22 protein-coding genes are annotated in these 17483 nt (G+C 49.9%); all 22 read left to right on the top strand.

What is annotated here, in order from left to right:
• Window positions 1-39 precede the first annotated feature (39 nt).
• The 22 genes from NYE70_RS11675 (at window position 40) to NYE70_RS11570 (ending at window position 17423) form a co-directional block, all read left to right on the top strand.
• A complete protein-coding gene (locus NYE70_RS11675) occupies window positions 40-489 on the top strand; it encodes a hypothetical protein (RefSeq protein WP_341046107.1) in 450 nt (149 codons plus the stop codon).
• Window positions 490-748: 259 nt separating this feature from the next.
• Window positions 749-1276 carry a hypothetical protein gene (locus NYE70_RS11670; protein WP_341046105.1) on the top strand — a complete coding sequence of 176 codons (528 nt, stop codon included), beginning with the start codon at window positions 749-751 and terminating at the stop codon, window positions 1274-1276.
• 67 nt (window positions 1277-1343) lie between these two features.
• Window positions 1344-3125, top strand: a complete 1782-nt coding sequence (locus tag NYE70_RS11665; RefSeq protein ID WP_341046104.1) for a phage terminase large subunit family protein — start codon at window positions 1344-1346, stop codon at window positions 3123-3125.
• Between the two features lie 27 nt (window positions 3126-3152).
• Complete coding sequence (locus NYE70_RS11660; RefSeq protein ID WP_341046103.1) at window positions 3153-3383, top strand: hypothetical protein; 231 nt, start codon at window positions 3153-3155, stop codon at window positions 3381-3383.
• Window positions 3380-5056, top strand: a complete 1677-nt coding sequence (locus tag NYE70_RS11655) for a phage portal protein (RefSeq protein ID WP_341046101.1) — start codon at window positions 3380-3382, stop codon at window positions 5054-5056. The genes NYE70_RS11660 and NYE70_RS11655 overlap by 4 nt, the downstream gene beginning before the upstream one ends.
• 5 nt (window positions 5057-5061) lie before the next feature.
• A complete protein-coding gene (locus tag NYE70_RS11650) occupies window positions 5062-6144 on the top strand; it encodes a head maturation protease, ClpP-related (protein WP_341046099.1) in 1083 nt (360 codons plus the stop codon).
• The gene (locus NYE70_RS11645; RefSeq protein WP_341046097.1) at window positions 6144-6536 is read left to right on the top strand and encodes a head decoration protein; all 393 of its coding nucleotides are present in this window, start codon (window positions 6144-6146) and stop codon (window positions 6534-6536) included. The genes NYE70_RS11650 and NYE70_RS11645 overlap by 1 nt, the downstream gene beginning before the upstream one ends.
• A gap of 16 nt (window positions 6537-6552) precedes the next feature.
• A complete protein-coding gene (locus NYE70_RS11640; protein ID WP_341046096.1) occupies window positions 6553-7593 on the top strand; it encodes a major capsid protein in 1041 nt (346 codons plus the stop codon).
• A gap of 21 nt (window positions 7594-7614) precedes the next feature.
• Window positions 7615-7806: a hypothetical protein gene (locus NYE70_RS11635; protein WP_341046094.1), complete on the top strand. Its 192-nt coding sequence runs from the start codon at window positions 7615-7617 to the stop codon at window positions 7804-7806.
• Window positions 7807-7816: 10 nt separating this feature from the next.
• The gene (locus tag NYE70_RS11630; protein WP_341046092.1) at window positions 7817-8170 is read left to right on the top strand and encodes a hypothetical protein; all 354 of its coding nucleotides are present in this window, start codon (window positions 7817-7819) and stop codon (window positions 8168-8170) included.
• Window positions 8171-8172: 2 nt separating this feature from the next.
• The gene (locus tag NYE70_RS11625; protein WP_341046090.1) at window positions 8173-8739 is read left to right on the top strand and encodes a phage tail protein; all 567 of its coding nucleotides are present in this window, start codon (window positions 8173-8175) and stop codon (window positions 8737-8739) included.
• Window positions 8740-8753: 14 nt separating this feature from the next.
• The gene (locus tag NYE70_RS11620; protein WP_341046089.1) at window positions 8754-9275 is read left to right on the top strand and encodes a hypothetical protein; all 522 of its coding nucleotides are present in this window, start codon (window positions 8754-8756) and stop codon (window positions 9273-9275) included.
• Window positions 9262-9624 (top strand): hypothetical protein, encoded by a 363-nt coding sequence (locus NYE70_RS11615; protein WP_341046088.1) that lies wholly within the window; start codon window positions 9262-9264, stop codon window positions 9622-9624. The genes NYE70_RS11620 and NYE70_RS11615 overlap by 14 nt, the downstream gene beginning before the upstream one ends.
• 6 nt (window positions 9625-9630) lie before the next feature.
• On the top strand, window positions 9631-11079 hold the full coding sequence (locus NYE70_RS11610; RefSeq protein ID WP_341046087.1) for a phage tail sheath family protein: 1449 nt from the start codon (window positions 9631-9633) through the stop codon (window positions 11077-11079).
• A 17-nt stretch (window positions 11080-11096) separates the two neighbouring features.
• On the top strand, window positions 11097-11612 hold the full coding sequence (locus NYE70_RS11605; protein ID WP_341046086.1) for a phage major tail tube protein: 516 nt from the start codon (window positions 11097-11099) through the stop codon (window positions 11610-11612).
• Between the two features lie 20 nt (window positions 11613-11632).
• Entirely contained in the window at window positions 11633-11983 is a 351-nt protein-coding gene (locus NYE70_RS11600) for a hypothetical protein (RefSeq protein WP_341046085.1), read from the top strand.
• Between the two features lie 166 nt (window positions 11984-12149).
• Entirely contained in the window at window positions 12150-15053 is a 2904-nt protein-coding gene (locus NYE70_RS11595; RefSeq protein ID WP_341046084.1) for a phage tail tape measure protein, read from the top strand.
• Window positions 15050-15256, top strand: a complete 207-nt coding sequence (locus NYE70_RS11590) for a tail protein X (RefSeq protein WP_341046083.1) — start codon at window positions 15050-15052, stop codon at window positions 15254-15256. Before NYE70_RS11595 ends, NYE70_RS11590 begins: the two co-directional genes overlap by 4 nt.
• A gap of 2 nt (window positions 15257-15258) precedes the next feature.
• Complete coding sequence (locus NYE70_RS11585; protein WP_341046082.1) at window positions 15259-16290, top strand: phage late control D family protein; 1032 nt, start codon at window positions 15259-15261, stop codon at window positions 16288-16290.
• A gap of 1 nt (window position 16291) precedes the next feature.
• Window positions 16292-16693 carry a phage baseplate assembly protein V gene (locus tag NYE70_RS11580; RefSeq protein ID WP_341046080.1) on the top strand — a complete coding sequence of 134 codons (402 nt, stop codon included), beginning with the start codon at window positions 16292-16294 and terminating at the stop codon, window positions 16691-16693.
• Window positions 16690-17085: a phage tail protein gene (locus NYE70_RS11575; protein ID WP_341046079.1), complete on the top strand. Its 396-nt coding sequence runs from the start codon at window positions 16690-16692 to the stop codon at window positions 17083-17085. Before NYE70_RS11580 ends, NYE70_RS11575 begins: the two co-directional genes overlap by 4 nt.
• Window positions 17082-17423 carry a lysozyme gene (locus tag NYE70_RS11570; protein ID WP_341046078.1) on the top strand — a complete coding sequence of 114 codons (342 nt, stop codon included), beginning with the start codon at window positions 17082-17084 and terminating at the stop codon, window positions 17421-17423. Before NYE70_RS11575 ends, NYE70_RS11570 begins: the two co-directional genes overlap by 4 nt.
• The last annotated feature ends 60 nt before the right edge of the window (window positions 17424-17483 follow it).

The following is a 17483-nucleotide window of genomic DNA, read 5'->3' as shown; positions in this document are numbered from 1 at the left end:
TCATTTGCGAGTGGCCTTTTTATATGCAATGAAAGGGAGATGGATATGCCCAAATCGGACATAGAACAAGCCGAAGCCACACTAAATACTTTGTTTGCCGAAATGGTGAATCAACTGGGATGCCAGACGGCAGAGCAACTGTTTAATGCTGCCACTGCGCAAATCAATCCAGAAGGAAGGGTGAATGAAATGAATAATGGACATCAACCAAAGAGGACAGGACCTATTGGACCTCCACCACAGGGGGGATCGTCGATCGAGAGACAAAGCTCGGGGACATCCTATGCTACCCCGTTAAAGAATGCTGGATTGTTTGAATTACACGAGAAGGTCACGCTGAAGGTAAAGGTTATCGAGGCGCTCACAGAAGCGGCAAGGGCTAATCTTCAGGTACATGACGAGCTACATGCGGTCATACGGTCGCTATTAGTAGATCTCGATCTATACACATCGTCAGACGCACAGAACAGCACTGTGGAGCGATTGTGAATTGAATATGAATAAATAGTCATGGAAGGGCTGAAACGTCGAAAATAGGGCGGTTCTGAGCGCCGTGGGTCCTTCTGGGGGTCAAAATTAGGTGCGGGTGCGAACGACCCCGATTTTCCGCTAGATTTATTTTCAAAATTTCAGTTCCGCTTCCGTTTCAAAAGTCCCGGATTGGGAGGATTGAAAAAAATTCTTCGAATTAAGCGACCAGGCGAGCAGGAACGGAAAAATCATAAAAACCGGAAGTTGAGGTGAGATAATGGCCAAAAAGAAAACGGAAGCAGATAAGCTGCATGAGAGGGTCGTCGGTACCGGGGAATTGGCGGCCATTATCGGCAAATCAGATCGGTGGGTCCGGCAGATCACCGGCGAAGGAGTACTCAAGCAGATCGATCGCGGAAAGTACATCCTCGGGGAAGCGATACAGGCATACATTGAGCACGCTTCTGGTGGCAAAGAAGACGATAAAAAGCCGCGGTTGATCGACTATAAGACCGAGCACGAGAAAGCGAAGGCTGAGAAAGCTGCGCTGGAACTTGAGCAGATGAAGGGGAACCTGCATGAAGCTGCTGACGTCGAGCGTTTGCTCTCAGATTTGATTCTCACAACAAAGTCCCGGCTGCTGGGGGTGCCAGGTCGAATTGCGACCGAATGCGAAAACGAATCTGCGGATGTAGTTGAATCGGTTGTACGCCGCGAAATAGAAACCGCACTGGCTGCCCTGGCAAAATACACCCCGGATAAGATTGGGGGCGAAATAGAACATGGTAGCCCAGAAGACGCGTGATCTATTTGTTCGAGCAAACAGGCAGTGGGAACCAAAACGTCGGCTGACCGTTTCAGAATGGGCGGATATGAACAGGGTTTTGACTACTGAAAGCAGCGCGGAAGCGGGACCGTGGCGGACTGATCGCGCGCCATATCAACGCGAGATTATGAACTCCATTGAAAAGTGGGAGGAAGTCGTGATCATGGCCTCGGCTCAGGTTGGCAAAACGGAATTTTTACTGAACGTGACCGGATCATATATCGATCAGGAGCCCTGCCCAATCATCCACGTTCTACCGAAAGACGACATGGTTGACTCCTATTCGAAAACCCGGTTTACACCGATGGTTAAGAACTCGCCTGTCCTTTTGAAAAAGGTCGGGGTCGCCAAGTCCCGCGACAGTAGTAATACCATTAGTGAGAAGTCTTTCCCAGGAGGTTACCTAGCGATTGTCGGAGCGAACGCACCGGACAACCTCGCATCCCGTCCGGTTCAGCTTGTATTGTGCGATGAGGTTGACCGCTTCCCAGTATCGTCCGGTAAAGAGGGGGACCCCATAGCGCTGGTTACAGCTCGGACCAAAACATTTAAGCACAAGCGCCGGCATTTGTTTGTATCGACTCCGGTCGATAAGGAGACATCTCGGATCTATCAGCTATACGAGGATAGCACGATGGAACAATGGTGCTTGCCCTGCCCGCATTGCGATGAACTCCAACCCCTCAAGTTTAAGAGCGGGAAGGATGGAGGTATCGTATTCGAGCACTACGTCTCGGAATCTGGCGAAATCGTCGTAACCAAGGCTGAACATCGCTGCGCATACTGCGGAATGCTCGGTTCGGAAAAGGATTGGAAGCGCGGAGAAGGGCAATGGATCGCTCAGAAAGAGCATTTCACCCGTCGCGGATTCCATATAAATCAGCTTTCCAGCCCGTGGTCAGATTGGCGCGAGGTTGCGAAGGCTTTTTTGGTTGCCAAAAGAGAGGGAGTCGACAAGCTCAAGGTATTCGTGAACACGGTTCTAGGAGAACCTTGGGAAACCAAGGTTAAGGGCGTAGATGAAAAGACCCTTGCAGCAAGACGAGAAGACTATGAACACGATGTTCCGGAAGGAGTGAAAATCCTTACAGCTGCTATTGACACCCAGGATGATCGTTTTGAAATCGAAGTAATTGGTTGGGGAGCTGGCAAAGAGTCTTGGCGCATTGAATACCATCGCATTTACGGAGATTTGGACCGGGAAGAGATATGGGGGCGACTCGATGAGTACCTTTGCCGATCTTGGACGGGGCCGAACGGTAGAGAGTTCCGGATCGTGGGAGCTTTTATGGATTCAGGCGGTCATTATACCAAAGAGGTATATACGTTCACGAAGGCCAGAAATTACCGGAATATTTTCGCTATCAAGGGTGTTGGTAAGTCGGCTAAAACGGCACACGACATCCCATTTATCGCCGGCCATACTAAAACGCAACTTGAAAAAGCTGTCTTGATCAAGCTTGGTGTAGACGATGGAAAGGTTAAGGTGTTCGATTCGCTAAAAGTTGATAAGCCTGGTCCGCTCTATTGTCACTTTCCTGGTGAGGACAAAGGATACAACGAGGAATATTTCCTCGGCCTGACTTCAGAGACGCAGAAGATAGTCGTTCAGGAAGGTGTCAAATATAAAGCATGGGTCAAGATTAGGGATCGAAACGAGCCGTTTGACCTTGCTGTTTACAATAGGGCGGTTCTTGAAATGATCAGACCCAACCTCTCTTTGCCGGTTGAACGACAGCCCAATGGACCAAGGGTTAAGCCGAGCGGAATGACTCAAATTCAGAAGGCAAGAAGGACGAAGAAAAAGAACACTAGCAGCAGTATCTAAACCACTGGAAGGAGGTGGAAAGGGAAAATGCCAAGGATAACATATGAAGAAGCCAAAGCGAAGTACAAAATGTGGAATGATGCTGAAGATGCGCGTTCCACGGGAGCTGCTTATTCCATCGCCGGTCGGTCGATAACGAGAATTCCCATGGAAGAAATCCAGATGATGAAACGAAAGTATGGTCGAATCATCGATGCGTATGAGAATGGCGGTAAACGTCGATCAAGAACGTCGGGGTTTTACCCTGTTGACCGATGAACATCATCGATAAAACACTAAATGTTTTTGCACCTGGAATTGCAGCCAAACGGGAGCAAGCCCGGACGGAGATTGTCAGACAACAGGCGATGCGAAAGGTCACAAACAGCCTCATCGGGGGCTCCGGCAGTAATGGACGAGGGTACGGGAAACATGGAGCCAGTACCACCAAGTCTTCTATGATGTTCTGGAAAACGCCTGCTGGCGATGCTGACACGGATATTCATCAGAACGTCCCTAAGCTGCGAGAGAGGGCTCGTGACCTTCACATGGGTTCTGATATTGTGGCTGCAGCTCACAAGGGCCTGCGGACTAATATCGTTGGCACTGGGTTACGACTTAACCCGGCATTTGATTCGAGATTTTTAGGTCTGACGAAAGAACAAGCAGAAAAACTCCGCAGTTCAATTCAGCGAGAATGGGCCCTATGGGCAGAAACAACTAAGTGCGATGCAGCTGGGCTTAATGACTTTTATGAACTACAAGGCTTAGCATTCCTTTCGACGCTTATGAGTGGGGACGTTTTTGCTTTGATGCCGAGCAAACCGAAAAAATGGTCAGTTTATGACCTAAAGGTGAACCTGATCGAAGCGGACAGATGTGCTACTCCACCGGATAAGGCACTTACTGAAAGAGATCGCATTCAATCAGGGGTTGAGGTGGATGCAGATGGAATGGTCGTCGCTTATCACTTCAGTAACCGTCACCCCGGATCCAGCGGATACACTCAAAGTGGAGCTAACGACTGGGTCCGTGTTGAAAAATACGGCGTACGTAGTGGCCGGGTAAACGTACTGCACTTGTTTGAGGCGGAAAGGCCAGGGCAGCGGCGAGGTATTCCGATCATCGCACCGATCATCGAATCATTGAAACAGCTTAGCCAGTACACGAACGCTGAGCTCGCGGCTGCGGTTATTACATCAATGTACACGGTCTTTATCACTACCCCAGCTGATGATGAGGGAGGCCCCCCGTTTGACGGCGTTGGCATGGATGATGAGGACTTGGACGGCGTCGATAATGTGCCTGGTGCAACAGGAGACGAAATCAAGCTCGGGCAAGGTGCTATTATGCGGACAGATCCCGGCGAGGACGTCAAGTTCGCAGACCCGACAAGGCCGAATCCAAACTATGAGGCGTTTGTGAGGGCCATGCTTAAACAGATGGCAGCAGCCCTTGAACTACCATACGAGATTCTGACAAAGCAGTTCACGAGTTCTTATTCCGCTTCACGCGGGGCGCTATTGGAAGCATGGAAAATGTACCGTATGCGCCGCTCTTGGCTCGCAAAGACATTCTGTCAACCAATCTATGAAGAATGGTTTGTGGAGGCAGTATCCAAAGGAAGAATTGACGCACCCGGCATCTTTGATGATCCGGCTATTTTTGCTGCCTATACGCGGGCAGAATGGCATGGTCCATCTCAGGGATTACTTGATCCGACCAAGGAAGTGGCCGCTGCCATCTCTCGGATTGAATACAACATGTCAACGGCTGAACGCGAAACAGCTGAGCTTAACGGCGGGTCATGGGAGCAGAACGTGCAACAGCGTGCTTATGAGTTGGCTCGTCTGAGAGAACTTGGTCTTACCGAGGGAGCGGCCCCTGTTACACTGTCTGATCCTTCAAATGTAGGAGACGAGGACAATGACGACGAGGAAGGAGGTGAATGAAACTAATGCCGAAACGAATTAATTTTTACGGTACGGTCGTGCCAAATAACGATGCTTGGTTTTATGAGTGGTTCGAAATGGATTATGTGAGCCCAAGGTTGATAAACGAACAACTTAAGGAAGCCAACGGTGAGGATGTGGAATTATACATCAATTCAGGCGGGGGCGAAGTTTGGGCGGGATCGGAGATTTACACGGCTTTGCGTGAATATTCCGGTAATGTGACAGCCAAGGTTGTGGGCGTTGCTGCAAGCGCGGCATCCGTTGCTATGTGTGGAGCAAAGACCGTAATGATGTCGCCGACAGCTCAGATAATGGTCCACCGTTCTTTAACAGTGGCTTCTGGGAATAAACACGTATTTGACCAAGCGTCACAGATGCTCAACAGTGTTGATGAAGGAATGCTTACCGCTTATGAACACAAGACAGGCAAAGATCGTACTGAGTTGCTAGCATTAATGGACGGTGAGACTTTCTTCAACGCCCAGGAAGCTCTCGCGCATGGATTCGCTGATGAGATTATGTTTGCTCAAACAGAAAAGGTCGCTGCCTCCATGTCAGCCCCTCTGTTCTCAAATGAGATTATGAACAAAATCAAGTCGAAATTGATCCAAGAAAATATGCTGCCAGGCGCTACTCCTGAAGCATCAAACAAAGATACGACCACCGTTAAGGCGGGAAATGAAAACAAGGAGGAACAAAAGATCATGGATATCAACGAATTGAAAGAAAAGCATCCCGATCTGTACGCGCAGATCACAGACGAAGCTCAGGCATCCGAGCGCAATCGCATTTCTGCTTTGCAAGAATTTGCTACAGCGCCAGGTGCTGCAGCCTTTATTAACGAGGCAATCACCAACGGCGAAACTGTTCAGGACGTCGCCATGAAGGTGATGCAGGCATCCATGAAAAGAGCAGGAGAAGTAGCTTTAGAGCGCAAGCAGGATGCAGACGACAGCAAAGTCAATGATGTGGCGGCAATCGAGGCCAAAACACCTGACGATATCAAAGAAGAGAAAAAGGCAGATGTAGTAGCCAGCATGGTTGCTATGGCTCAAAACATTAAAAAGAATGGAGGTCGTAAGTAATGCCAGAGTATACAAGCCCATCGTATGACGAGTTGTTTGCTGGAGGCGTTCAGCCGGAGAGAATGACGGCGATTATCATCAAGTCGGGGGCCGGGGTAGTAACCCGCGGTACTGTGTTGGGTCGAGTGAGCCAACTGCCCGAAAGCGACCTGTATGCCGGCACGCCGATTGTGGTACCGGTTGATTCCACGAAAACCGACGGTTCCGAAAAACCGTATTGCATCCTGGCTGACACCGTAATCGATGCTACTACGGGGGATGCGCGCGCGGCGGCTTATCTTGACGGTGAGTTTAACCGTGATGCCCTCAAATTTGGAGGCAATGATAAAGTGGCTCAGCATGAGGTTGCAATGCGTAATATCGGTCTGATCACGAAACGAGTAGTTAAATAAGGGAGGATAAAAAAGTATGCCATCTTATCATGAAATTCTGGACATTCCAACACTGGTGCAGGTTGTTGAAGCATTCCCGCAGGATTCCTATTACCTGACGAACACATTTGCGAGTGAGGGTGAGACCTTCACCACTGACGAGATTGAAATTCAAACCAAAAAGGGGCACCGCCCACTGGCGCCTTACGTGAACGAATTACTCCCTGGTAAGGTTGTTCTTCGTACCGGATTCACATCCAAAACGTATAGCCCCGCGCTCCTGAAACCGATGCGCGTCATCACTCGGCACGACCTGAAGGTGAAGCAGGCTGGTGAAACTCTCCTGAATCCTAAAACTCCAGAACAACGTTATCAGGAACTGATCGTAAAGGACCTGGCCGAGTTGACGGACACTATCGATCGTCGTAAAGTTCAGCAGCTTTCCGGAATCATGTTCACGGGTAAGACGGAGCAGATCGGTGAAGGCGTCAGCCAAATCCTTGACTGGGGTTTTACGAATAAAGAAGTTTTGTCGGGCTCCGATTTCTCAGATGATTCCTTTGATGTCGTGGGTTATCTCACTGAAAAGGTGCAAGAAGTTATGGACAAAAGTGGTCGGACTGTTCGCCGCGTGTTGACGACTGCTAAGGTAGGAAGACGGATCGTTAATCATCCAACTGTTCTGAAATTGATCGAGAACGGAAAAGAAAACCTGGACGTTGGCGATCTGAATCAGCGTATTTTGCCAGAAGGTGTAATATACCACGGGTACCTTCGCCAAGCGAACTTAGAGATTTGGTCCTACACCAACTCTTATACCGATGAAGAGGGGAACGATGTGAGTTACATCCCTGCTGGAACTCTCGCTATGCTGCCAGATGGTAAACCATTCGAGTTCCTGTACGGTGCAAACCTAGTCGCCGATGAAGACGGTAATTTTAAGTTTGCTGAAGCAAAGGTTTACCCACAAGTGTTAAGCGAAGTCGAACCGCCTAGCCGTAAATTGCAATTGTTGTCTCGTCCGATCTGCGTTCCTGCGAACGTAGATGGGTGGTATGTTGCGAAAGTAATGCAATAATTTAAGGGAGGATAATTAATCATGCCATATATTGCCGAATGGAATATCCGTCACAACGGTAAGCAAATCGCAATCGGGGAAGAAATCCCTAAAGATATGAAAAAAGAAGAGGTTGATCGCCTCCTTAAAATGAAGGCAATCAAGGATCCGGAAGCCGAAGCGAAGGCTATCAAGGAAGCCGCAGCGAAGAAAGCGAAGGAAGCCGGCGAATAAGGAGGTCACCATGAACCTTAAGGAGCAAATGGCACTCGACGTCCAGAACGTCTTTATGAATCCACTGGAGTTCGCGGAGATCCATACGGTCACCACCTTTACCGATGAAGCCACTCAAAAAGGGCGTAAGGATCGGCAACTGCTGATGATCGTTGAAAAGTTTACTCTGGATGGAAAACCCATTCAAAGTGCAGATGGCGTCTCAGCCCACAATGCAATAATCCATATTGATCCGCTAACTCTGGCGTATACCCCACGGTATGACCAGAGTTTTTATTTGGACTTTTTGCAGTATACGGTCAAAGGAGTATCTAATGATACGGGTATTCTCAAGATAGTTCTGCAAGCGAATGGAGCGCGGTAGCTATGGATGAGTTCCTTAAGATCAAGGACAATCTGAAAGCCGCAAACAAATCGTTCAAGCAAATGGACAAGGCCGTTCGACAGGCGACCTTGTCCAGCATCAATCGGGCGACTCAGCGGTCGAAGACTGAGCTTGGACGTAAGGTGAAAGAAAAGTACATCGTTAAGCAGGCGGAAGTCGTGAAGACGATCAGCATCAGGAAGGCGAAGGGGTCGACATTATCTGCGACACTCACCTCAAAAGGGCACTCGATCCCATTGATCCGGTTCGGCGTGTCTCCAAAGAAACGGCTAAAAAGACCACCTAAGGCGGTCAAGGCGGCGGTATTTCGGGGCGGAGCAAAGAAGCCCATCCCGGGAGCATTTATCGCTACGGCTGGAAGCCACTTGGGTGTTTTTGAGCGGGAGGGAAGGAAGCGGCTGCCGATCAAGGAGCTCCGCGGACCTGCTGTCCCCTCGATGGCCGGGAATGAGGAAGTGCGGGAGCATGTCCAGAAAGTTTACGGCGAGGAGATGCAGAAACGCCTGCCGCATGAGCTTAACCGAACAATAGGGAAGGTGATGGGATGACGCCCAGCTTGATAATGCACGATCTACAAAAGTACCTGCAGGAGATCACCAGCGAGGTGTTCCTGGGGCCGCTCCGGCTCAGGCCGAATATCTACAATGTTGATTTACCGCCGAGGGCTACTCCCGATTATGACACGTCCATACCACCAATCCAGGACACGGATATTCCGCCGGCTCCGCCAGCAACGTCGAATACGACACTGCCTGACGAGCGTGATGAGAGATGGCCGTTTGTTGTCATCGCCTACACTGACTCCGAGGATAACGAAGAAGGGTATAGGACGGTCACAATCGAGTTTACATTTGGTTGTGAGGGAAAAGGGGCTGACGGCTACATGGATGTATTGCATCTCATGGAGCATGTCAAAGCCTCTTTTTTGCGGGAAACGTGGGATGGATGGTCTTTCCGGCTGACCCGTCCACTGAACATGGGATTTTACGAAGAGCAGGCTGACCCGTTTTGGCTGGGCTACATGTCCACCACATGGGAAGGGCCTAGCATGGAACAGGAGGCATGGAAGCATGGCTGGGAATAAAAATCGCTCTGATAAAGAGGAGCTGCTGCAAGATGAGCCGCGGGAACAGGTTGGGATTCCGAAGGAAATTGCGCCGTTGGTTGAGGCTGAAACGAATGCGGCTGCCGAAACGAAGGATCCTGAACAGTTGATTTATATCGGTCCGTCCATCCGGAAGAACGGTATGGCCATCCGAACGAATCAAACCTTTATCGGCGGGCATCCGAAGTATTACGAAGCATTGTATACGGAATATCCGCTGATTAAGCAGCTGTTTGTACCTGTAGCGAAGCTGCGGGAGGCACAAAAACAAATCAATACGACGGGCACGGCGTTGAATATCGCTATCCAGTCGTTGAAAGGAGTGTAATGCAGAATGGTTGAATTTCACGGCATCAAAGCGACCGAGACCTTCGCACAGCGAAGCACGGCCGTTGTACAGGCTAATACACTGCCGATCTATTTCGGGACCGCTCCAATCAACTTGGTAGCTAATCCAGCCGACGCGGTGAACAGAGTGGTTTTAGCTCATAATTTCGACGATTTCAAAAAGAAACTCGGTTATTCGGACAATTGGGAGTCCTTTACTCTCTGTGAGGCGGCCTTCGCTCACTTTGTAGAGAATGAGCAAGGCCCGGTGGCATTTGTAAACGTGCTTGAACTGGCGGATACAGAAGATACTCCGGCGGAAGCTGCTGTTTTTGTTGACGGTATCCATATGATCAATAAAGAGGGTGTCCTGAAAGCTTCGGTGACTGTCGGGCCAGCCGGGGGCGAGCCGACTTATCAACTGAATAAAGACTATGCCCTGACCTTTAACGATGCAGGTAAACTGGTCATCTCCATCATCACGGGCGGTGCGATTCCGGCAGGGACAAACTCGCTGCAGGTAGGGTACAAGTCGCTCAAACCATCAGCGGTTAATGCAGCCCGAATTATCGGCGGCTCTGACGCTGAGACTGGGGTGCGTACCGGTCTGGAATTGATTGAGGATGTATTCCTCGACACTTCCCTTGTGCCGAATTTGATCGTTGCCCCTGGTTTTTCTGACAATCCTACAATTGCGGCATTGATGGTCGCAAAGGCTCGAGATATCAACGGTCTTTTCGAAGCGCATGCGATCACTGACCTTGATGCCAGTCAAAAATATGTTACCGCCTCTCAGTGGAAAGAGGATAACGGGTATACCGACCATCTTCAAACCAACACCTATCCGATGGCGACATACAAAGGACGTGTATACCACATGTCTACGCTGGTGGCCGCCCGGATGGTTGCCACGGATCAGGCGAATGGTGGAATCCCAGTTCAAACTCCATCTAACCAGCCGATCACCGCTGACGGTTTGATTTATGCTGACGGTACTCCTGTCAATATCCCATATGACCAGGCTAATATGCTTAATGCTAATGGGATTGTTACGGCGATTCGCTGGCAGGATGGGTATCGGGCATGGGGCAACCGTCTTGGTGCATACCCAGAGTTCACAGATGCACAGCGGGCATTCATTCCGGTTCGACGGATGTTTTCGTTCATCAAAAACAATCTGGTCCTGCGGCACTGGCAAAAGCTCGACAACCCGCTAAATCGTCGGTTGATTGAATCGATCGCCGATGATGCGAATATCTGGATTAATGGATTTGTTGGAGCCGGCTACCTCCTTGGAGGTCGTGTTGAATTCCGTGCAACAGACAATCCTGACGATCAACTGGGCAATGGAAAGATGGTCTATCGGGTGTTTATTACGCCACCTTCTGTGGCCCAAGAAATCGAATTTATCGTCGCTTACGACGCATCTTATTTGACCGCATTAACAGCGGCATAAAGGAGTGAAATACTAATATGGCTGGAAATATTCCGGTAAAACTGGTCGGACTCCGTGCGATCTTGAACAATAAAGAACGCGCAACCGCAGACATCACACTTCCATCCCTCACACCAATGACAGATACACTATCGGGCGCTGGTATCTTGGGGGAATTGGACCTTCCCTCACCTGGCCATTACTCTTCACTTGAATTGGGGATAGCATGGCGGACAATCAACGAAGGTGTTTTTGACATCGCCGATGCAGGTGAAATCCCGGTAGAGTTCCGAGGAGCGTTCCAGGAGTACGAAGTGAACAAAGGGTTGACCACTAAGGCAATCAAAATTGTTGTTCGCGGCCAAAGCAAAGGGATCGATCTCGGAACCTTGGCGCAGAATGCGGCAACAGATACCTCTAACACTATCGAAATCACGTACATTAAAATTTTCATCGAGGGCGATGAAGTCTTTGAACTCGATAAATTAAATTATATTTTCCGAATCAATGGCAAGGACGTATTATTTGATGTCCGTAAGGCACTTGGCTACTAAAGAGAGGAGAAAAAACGGTTATGAGTGAAGCAACAGTTAAAGTTGATGAATTGCAGGATGTTAAACAGGCCGGGACGGTGATCAAACTGTCTCGGCCTGTTGTTTGGGAAGACGTCGAACACAAGGAACTTATCCTGAAATTTGATGACCTGAGCGGTGACGACTTTATTGATATTGAAGGCGACTTCTTGGACTTTGTTTCTGGAAAAAAGAATGTCTTCATGTCTTACAAGAATCAGCACCCAGCCTATTTTGCAGTGATCGCCGCTAAGGCCTCTGGGGTACACCCGAACCTGATGAAAAAACTCTCAGGGAAAGACTTTTTGAAAGTTACAGGTGCTGCGCGTGATTTTTTGTCCGTTATGGTTTAAGTGAAAATCCCATCAGACAACTGATGAAAACATCCATTAAACTCTCACGTACGGGCGGCGATCCAAACAGTTGGATGGGCCGTCCTATTTGGGCGTTATATGAGTGGTTGCTGGCGAACCGGGAACTACACGAAGAAGAACGTCAAGCGCGGGAAGGGGGTTGACCATGGCAGGCAAAAAGCAATATGAAATGTCGTTCGAGCTGAGTGGGCAAATCGACCCCCGACTTACGCGGTCGTTTGACGATCTTTCCAGGGATGTAACCGGGCTTGAGAAGGACCTCGGGCAGCTACGGAGAGCAAAGACCCTCGACAAGCTTACGCGGGAAGCCGATGAAGCCAAAGGTGCATTCCATGACCTCCGAGAAAACGCCCAGGAGTTTGGGCAGGTGTTTGAACGGACCCTGCAATTTACCGGAGCATATGCCATTATCGACAAGGTAACGGGCTCGATCGGCGAGATGGTCTCAACGATCGGACAGCTGGACTCGCAAACGGGACAACTCGGCGCTGCCACTGGAGCAACGGCGGAAGACTTAAAGGAACTTGAAGACGTATCGGATTCTTTATTTCGGAAAGGCATGGGCGAAGGCGTAAATGAGCTTACTGACGCCCTGGTCACTGCCCGAAATATAACGAAGCAGCACGGAACAGAACTTGAGACAACCACTCGGAATGCAATCATATTGCAGGACGTGTTCCGCTTCGATATCCCGGAATCACTAAAAACATCGGATACCATGATGCGACAGTTCGGAATTAGTTCCGAAGAATCCATGAACCTCCTTGCTCAAGGGGCACAGCGGGGGCTGGATAAGTCCGGCGAGTTGCTGGACTCAGCAAACGAGTATGCACCGCAATTTGCCGCACTCGGTTACTCCGCGAATGAGATGTTCGACTTCTTCTCTGCAGGCTTGGAAGCGGGCGCTTGGAACCTTGATAAAGTGGGTGACTTGGCGAAGGAATTTAACATCCGGATCCAAGACGGCAGCGACAAAACAGCCGACGCACTGGCAGCTCTATTTGCACCTGAAGGAATCGAAGAGTTTACCACGGCTTTGATCAAGGGCGGGACCAAATCGTCACAGTACTTGGAATTGCTCAAGCATGTATCCAAGGATACCGCCAAGGAAATGGTCAAGAACCTGAAAAAGGGCGGCAAAGGAGCTGAGGATACGTTCAAGGCGCTCTCCGCGATGATGGGAGACGGAAATAAAATCCTCAGAGACCTGAGTACGGGTGCAGTCAAGGGCAAGGACGTTATGCAGCGGGTCATTACCGAGCTAAATGGAATCGACGACAAAGTTTATCGAAATGCTCTCGGCGTTGAGTTGTTTGGTACGCAGTGGGAGGACCTTGAAAAGGATGTCGTGTCCGCGCTTGGGAATGTCCAGAATCAATTCCATGCGACCGAATCGACCATGGAAGATATGGCCGCGGTTAAATACGACAACCTGACCCATGATCTCAAGGTGCTCGGGCGCGAGTTGATGGATGAGTTAATCATCCCGATCGGTGAGGATCTGATTCCAGTACTGCGCGATTTAACAGCTTGGGCTTCGGACAACAAGGATTTGATCAAGACTCTTGCGCTCGCTGTTCCTGCCGGCATGCTGACCAAAAATGCCGTATCCATGGGTAAAGATTTTGCCAAAGTAGGCAAGTCTCTGCTCGGAACAGCGGGATATGTCGGCAAATTCGGCGGGGCCGTGGGCTTGCTGACCAATCCGATTGGCCTGGCCGTTGGTGCAGTTGGCGCTTTGTCTCTCGGCGTGATTGCATACAAAAAGCACCAGGAAGCAGCGCGTAAAGAGCTCATCAATATGGGTGATGCGCTCAACAGGGCATATGATGATTACACGGCCGTTGATACCCAGACCCGTAAAACACGTGACCTTATTACGGAATATGATCGTCTGATGAATAAAATCAACGATAGTCAGACCCCTGCAGAACAACTCACAGAAGCACGGCGTAAGTTGGCTAATGTTGAACAAGAACTGATTGATCTTAACCCCGACATCCTCCGGTCGGAAGAAGCTAAGAGCGGCAAATTCCGGGAGCAATTGGAGCTTGCAGATCAATTGAATCAGTCGCGCAATGAGATGCAGCGTCGAGAAATGGAAATGTCGGTGATTGAAGGACAGGCAAATCTTCCGAAACTCGAAGAGGAATATGACAGTCTGATTCAGAAGCAAAGTGAACTCAACAGCACGTATGAAAAGTCAAGGAAAAGTTATGCTCAATTTACTGAATACGTAAATCAACAACACGCCATCCTGAATGACGCGACTTTATCTGAGATCGAACGCGCCATTGAACTCCGTAATTTGTCCGATGAAATAAAAAAAGAAACTGGCAAGAATGTCGGTCCGGGGTTACAGGACCTTCAATTTGTTACCAAGCAATTTTATGACTCCATCCAAGAGAGCGGAAGTGCTATAAGCAAAACTCAAGAGGAAATCGAAACGACTAAACAAAGCTTCCAATCCCTCTACGACAACCAGAAGAAGCTTATAGAACTCGATCTTGGGGCGACTATAGCCGATCAGGCAGCTAAGTATAAAGAGCTTTCCACGGCTGAAAAACAACGGTTTGACACAGCGATGCAGGATGTTTCTGAACTCAATCGAGAAATGGACATGATCCCAGACGCCAAGAAGGTCAATATCGAACTGGTCTGGCAACAGACTGGTGCAATCCCGGACTTTTCAACTCCGGCTGGGAAGAAGCTTAGACAAATCCAGCTTCGAGATCCCGGATTTAATGGGTATGCCGATGGAGGATATGTTGATTCGCCGGAGTTGGCATGGGTCGGAGAAGGCCGGAGCCCTGAATGGATTATCCCAGAGAACAATTCCAGACGCTCTCACGCGCTATATGCGGCTGCGGGGGAGGCTTTGGGGTATAACTCTGGTGGTAACTTTGCCCCAGTATATAGCCCTGTCCTGAACTTCTATGGCCCAGTTAATAAGGCAGAGGTGAAGGAAGTCCTCAATGACAATCAGCGTGATTGGGAAAATAAAATGCATGAACACAAGCGTCAACAGCAAAGGGTGAGTTTTAATTGACAACCTACATCACAATTCAAGGAGATACCTTCGACGGTATCTCCTTTCGTTTGTTCGGAGATGATCGGTATTCTGTCAATATTATGGCGGCTAACCCAGAACATTTGGGCACGGCCATATTTTCGGCTGGAGTCGTCCTGACGATCCCGGAGATCCCTGCACAGCAGGCTGAAGAACTTCCGCCATGGAAACGGGAGGATTGAGTATGAACGGGATACAGGATGCCCGCAGGGCGGTGCTTGTGCTCACATATAACGGCAAGGAGATAACAAAGGATATCGCAGATTTCCTGCTGGATTTCACCTATAACGATGCGGCACCGGGAACGATGGATGACTTGCAGATGTCCCTTGCTGACCGGGAACGTAAATGGCAGGGACCTTGGCAGCCTACGGAAGGCGATAAGGTTAAAGCTGAGATACGCACCATCAACTGGGGCAAGCCTGGGGAAATCAAGAGCCTCCCGCTCGGCTCGTTTGAGGTAGATAGCTTCGAGTTCATGGGTCCTCCTGATGTCGTCTCAATCAAAGCTATCTCTCTCCCGGTTGGGTCAAGTGCCCGAGGGGAGCAACGGACGAAAGCCTGGGAAAAGGCGAAACTCAAAACGATCGCTGCGGATGTCGCTAAAAGGGCCGGTCTAAAACTGCTTTATGAAGCGAAGGTTGACCCATCCTACGACAGGCTGGACCAGACCGAGCAATCAGACTTGGCCTTTTTAAACGATCAGGCTAAGCAGGAAGGGATCGCCGTCAAGATCGCATCAGGCAAACTCATCCTATTTGACGAGGCAGAATACGAAAAACAGAAGAGTGTCGCATCAATCGAGCGGGGCAAGGATAACATCCTCTCGTACCAGTTTAGTTGGGGGACGGCCTACACAGCATATCGGGCATGCGAGGTTAGTTATAAACCTCCAAAGTCCAAGAAGGTGATCAAATACACCTATACGCCGCCCGGAGCTCCGAAAACAGGGCCAGTCCTTAAAATCAAACAACAGGTGGACTCCCCAGCAGCCGCGCAACGCCTAGCCCGGAAGAGTCTCCGTGAGAAGAACAAGGAGGCCGGGAAGGCTTCGCTTACCCTTGTTGGTGATATCCGGATGGCTGCCGGCTTGACGATAGACATCGTTGGCTGGGGGCGTTTTGACGGAAAGTATATCATTGAGAGCTGCAGGCACCAAATAAACGGCGGTGGGTATATAACCACGCTGGAAATTAGGAAAGTCTTGGGGTGGTAATGTGAGCAGTTTGATAAAGGCAGGCATAGTCTCCAGCACGGATACTATAGCCGGTACAGTGCGGGTCACATTCCCGGATGATGATGACCATGTTTCGGATGAGTTGCCCGTGCTTACACCAGGTGGCTGGGGCAAAGGAAATGCAATACCCGCGCCAGGCGAGAGCGTGCTTTGCGCATATCTCGGGAACGGTCCTGCTGGGTTTTGTCTCGGCAGTTACTATGACGATGAGGATTCTCCCCCGGGGGATGACCAGAAGCGCGGCGTGTGGTTTGAGGATGGCAGCTATGCCTATTATGACCGGGCCCTTAAAAAGCTCGTCGTAAAGGCAGCTGGGGGCGTCAAAATCGAAGGCGATCTGGAAGTGACCGGGTCAATCAAGAGAGCGGGTGAAATAATTTGAATCAAATCGGGACTTTGGGTAGCATCGTCTTTATGGTCACGTCGAAACAGATTCGGACGTTTACTGACTTTACCCGCTCCTCTGCCGGCCGATGGGCAAACCATGAGGTGTTGGGAAAAAAGCCCCTTTCCCAATTTATCGGACCGGGGCTGGATACGGTCTCGTTTACGGTGCGTCTGGACGTGCGGTACGGTATCAATCCCCGTGAGGAGATGGACGCCCTGATCGAGCTGGAGAGGGCTGGGAAGGCGATGCCTTTGGTTATTGGGGGCAAAGGGGTCGGTGTAAACAAGTTTAAAATCACTTCTCTGGAGCAGACCTGGAAGGATGTTGACAATAAAGGTAATCTGCTGAGTGCGGATCTCACCATCAATTTGGAGGAATACGTATGATCCATACAGTGGACATGAGCTCAAAAGCTTGGGTGGACTTTGCCCCGGCATCGACAGCGACCGAAGTCGGACAGAACATCCGGACGATCATCGGCACACATCTCGGTTCCTCACCAGGGGCGCGGGGGATAGGTACGGATTACTCCGGAGTATTGGATGAGTCGATCCCAATCCTTAAAGCGCGGCTAGGTGGCATCATCACGACCGTAATAATGGAGCAGGAACCAAGAGCCCAGATCGTTAGCATCGATTTTAACGAGACAGAGGAAGAATCAGCTGTATACGGCCGACTGATCCCAGTGGTTAAATACATCCTAGCAGAGGAGGTGACGACTTGAGCAGCAGTTTTGATACATTGAAGGATATTGACTTCGTGGATGTAGATCCTACGGCCATAC

Origin of the sequence: Paenibacillus sp. FSL R5-0407, assembly GCF_038009185.1 — a bacterium.
Lineage (GTDB): Bacteria > Bacillota > Bacilli > Paenibacillales > Paenibacillaceae > Fontibacillus > Fontibacillus vini.
Note: the sequence above shows the minus strand (reverse complement) of the source record. Positions and strands in the feature narration are given on the sequence as shown.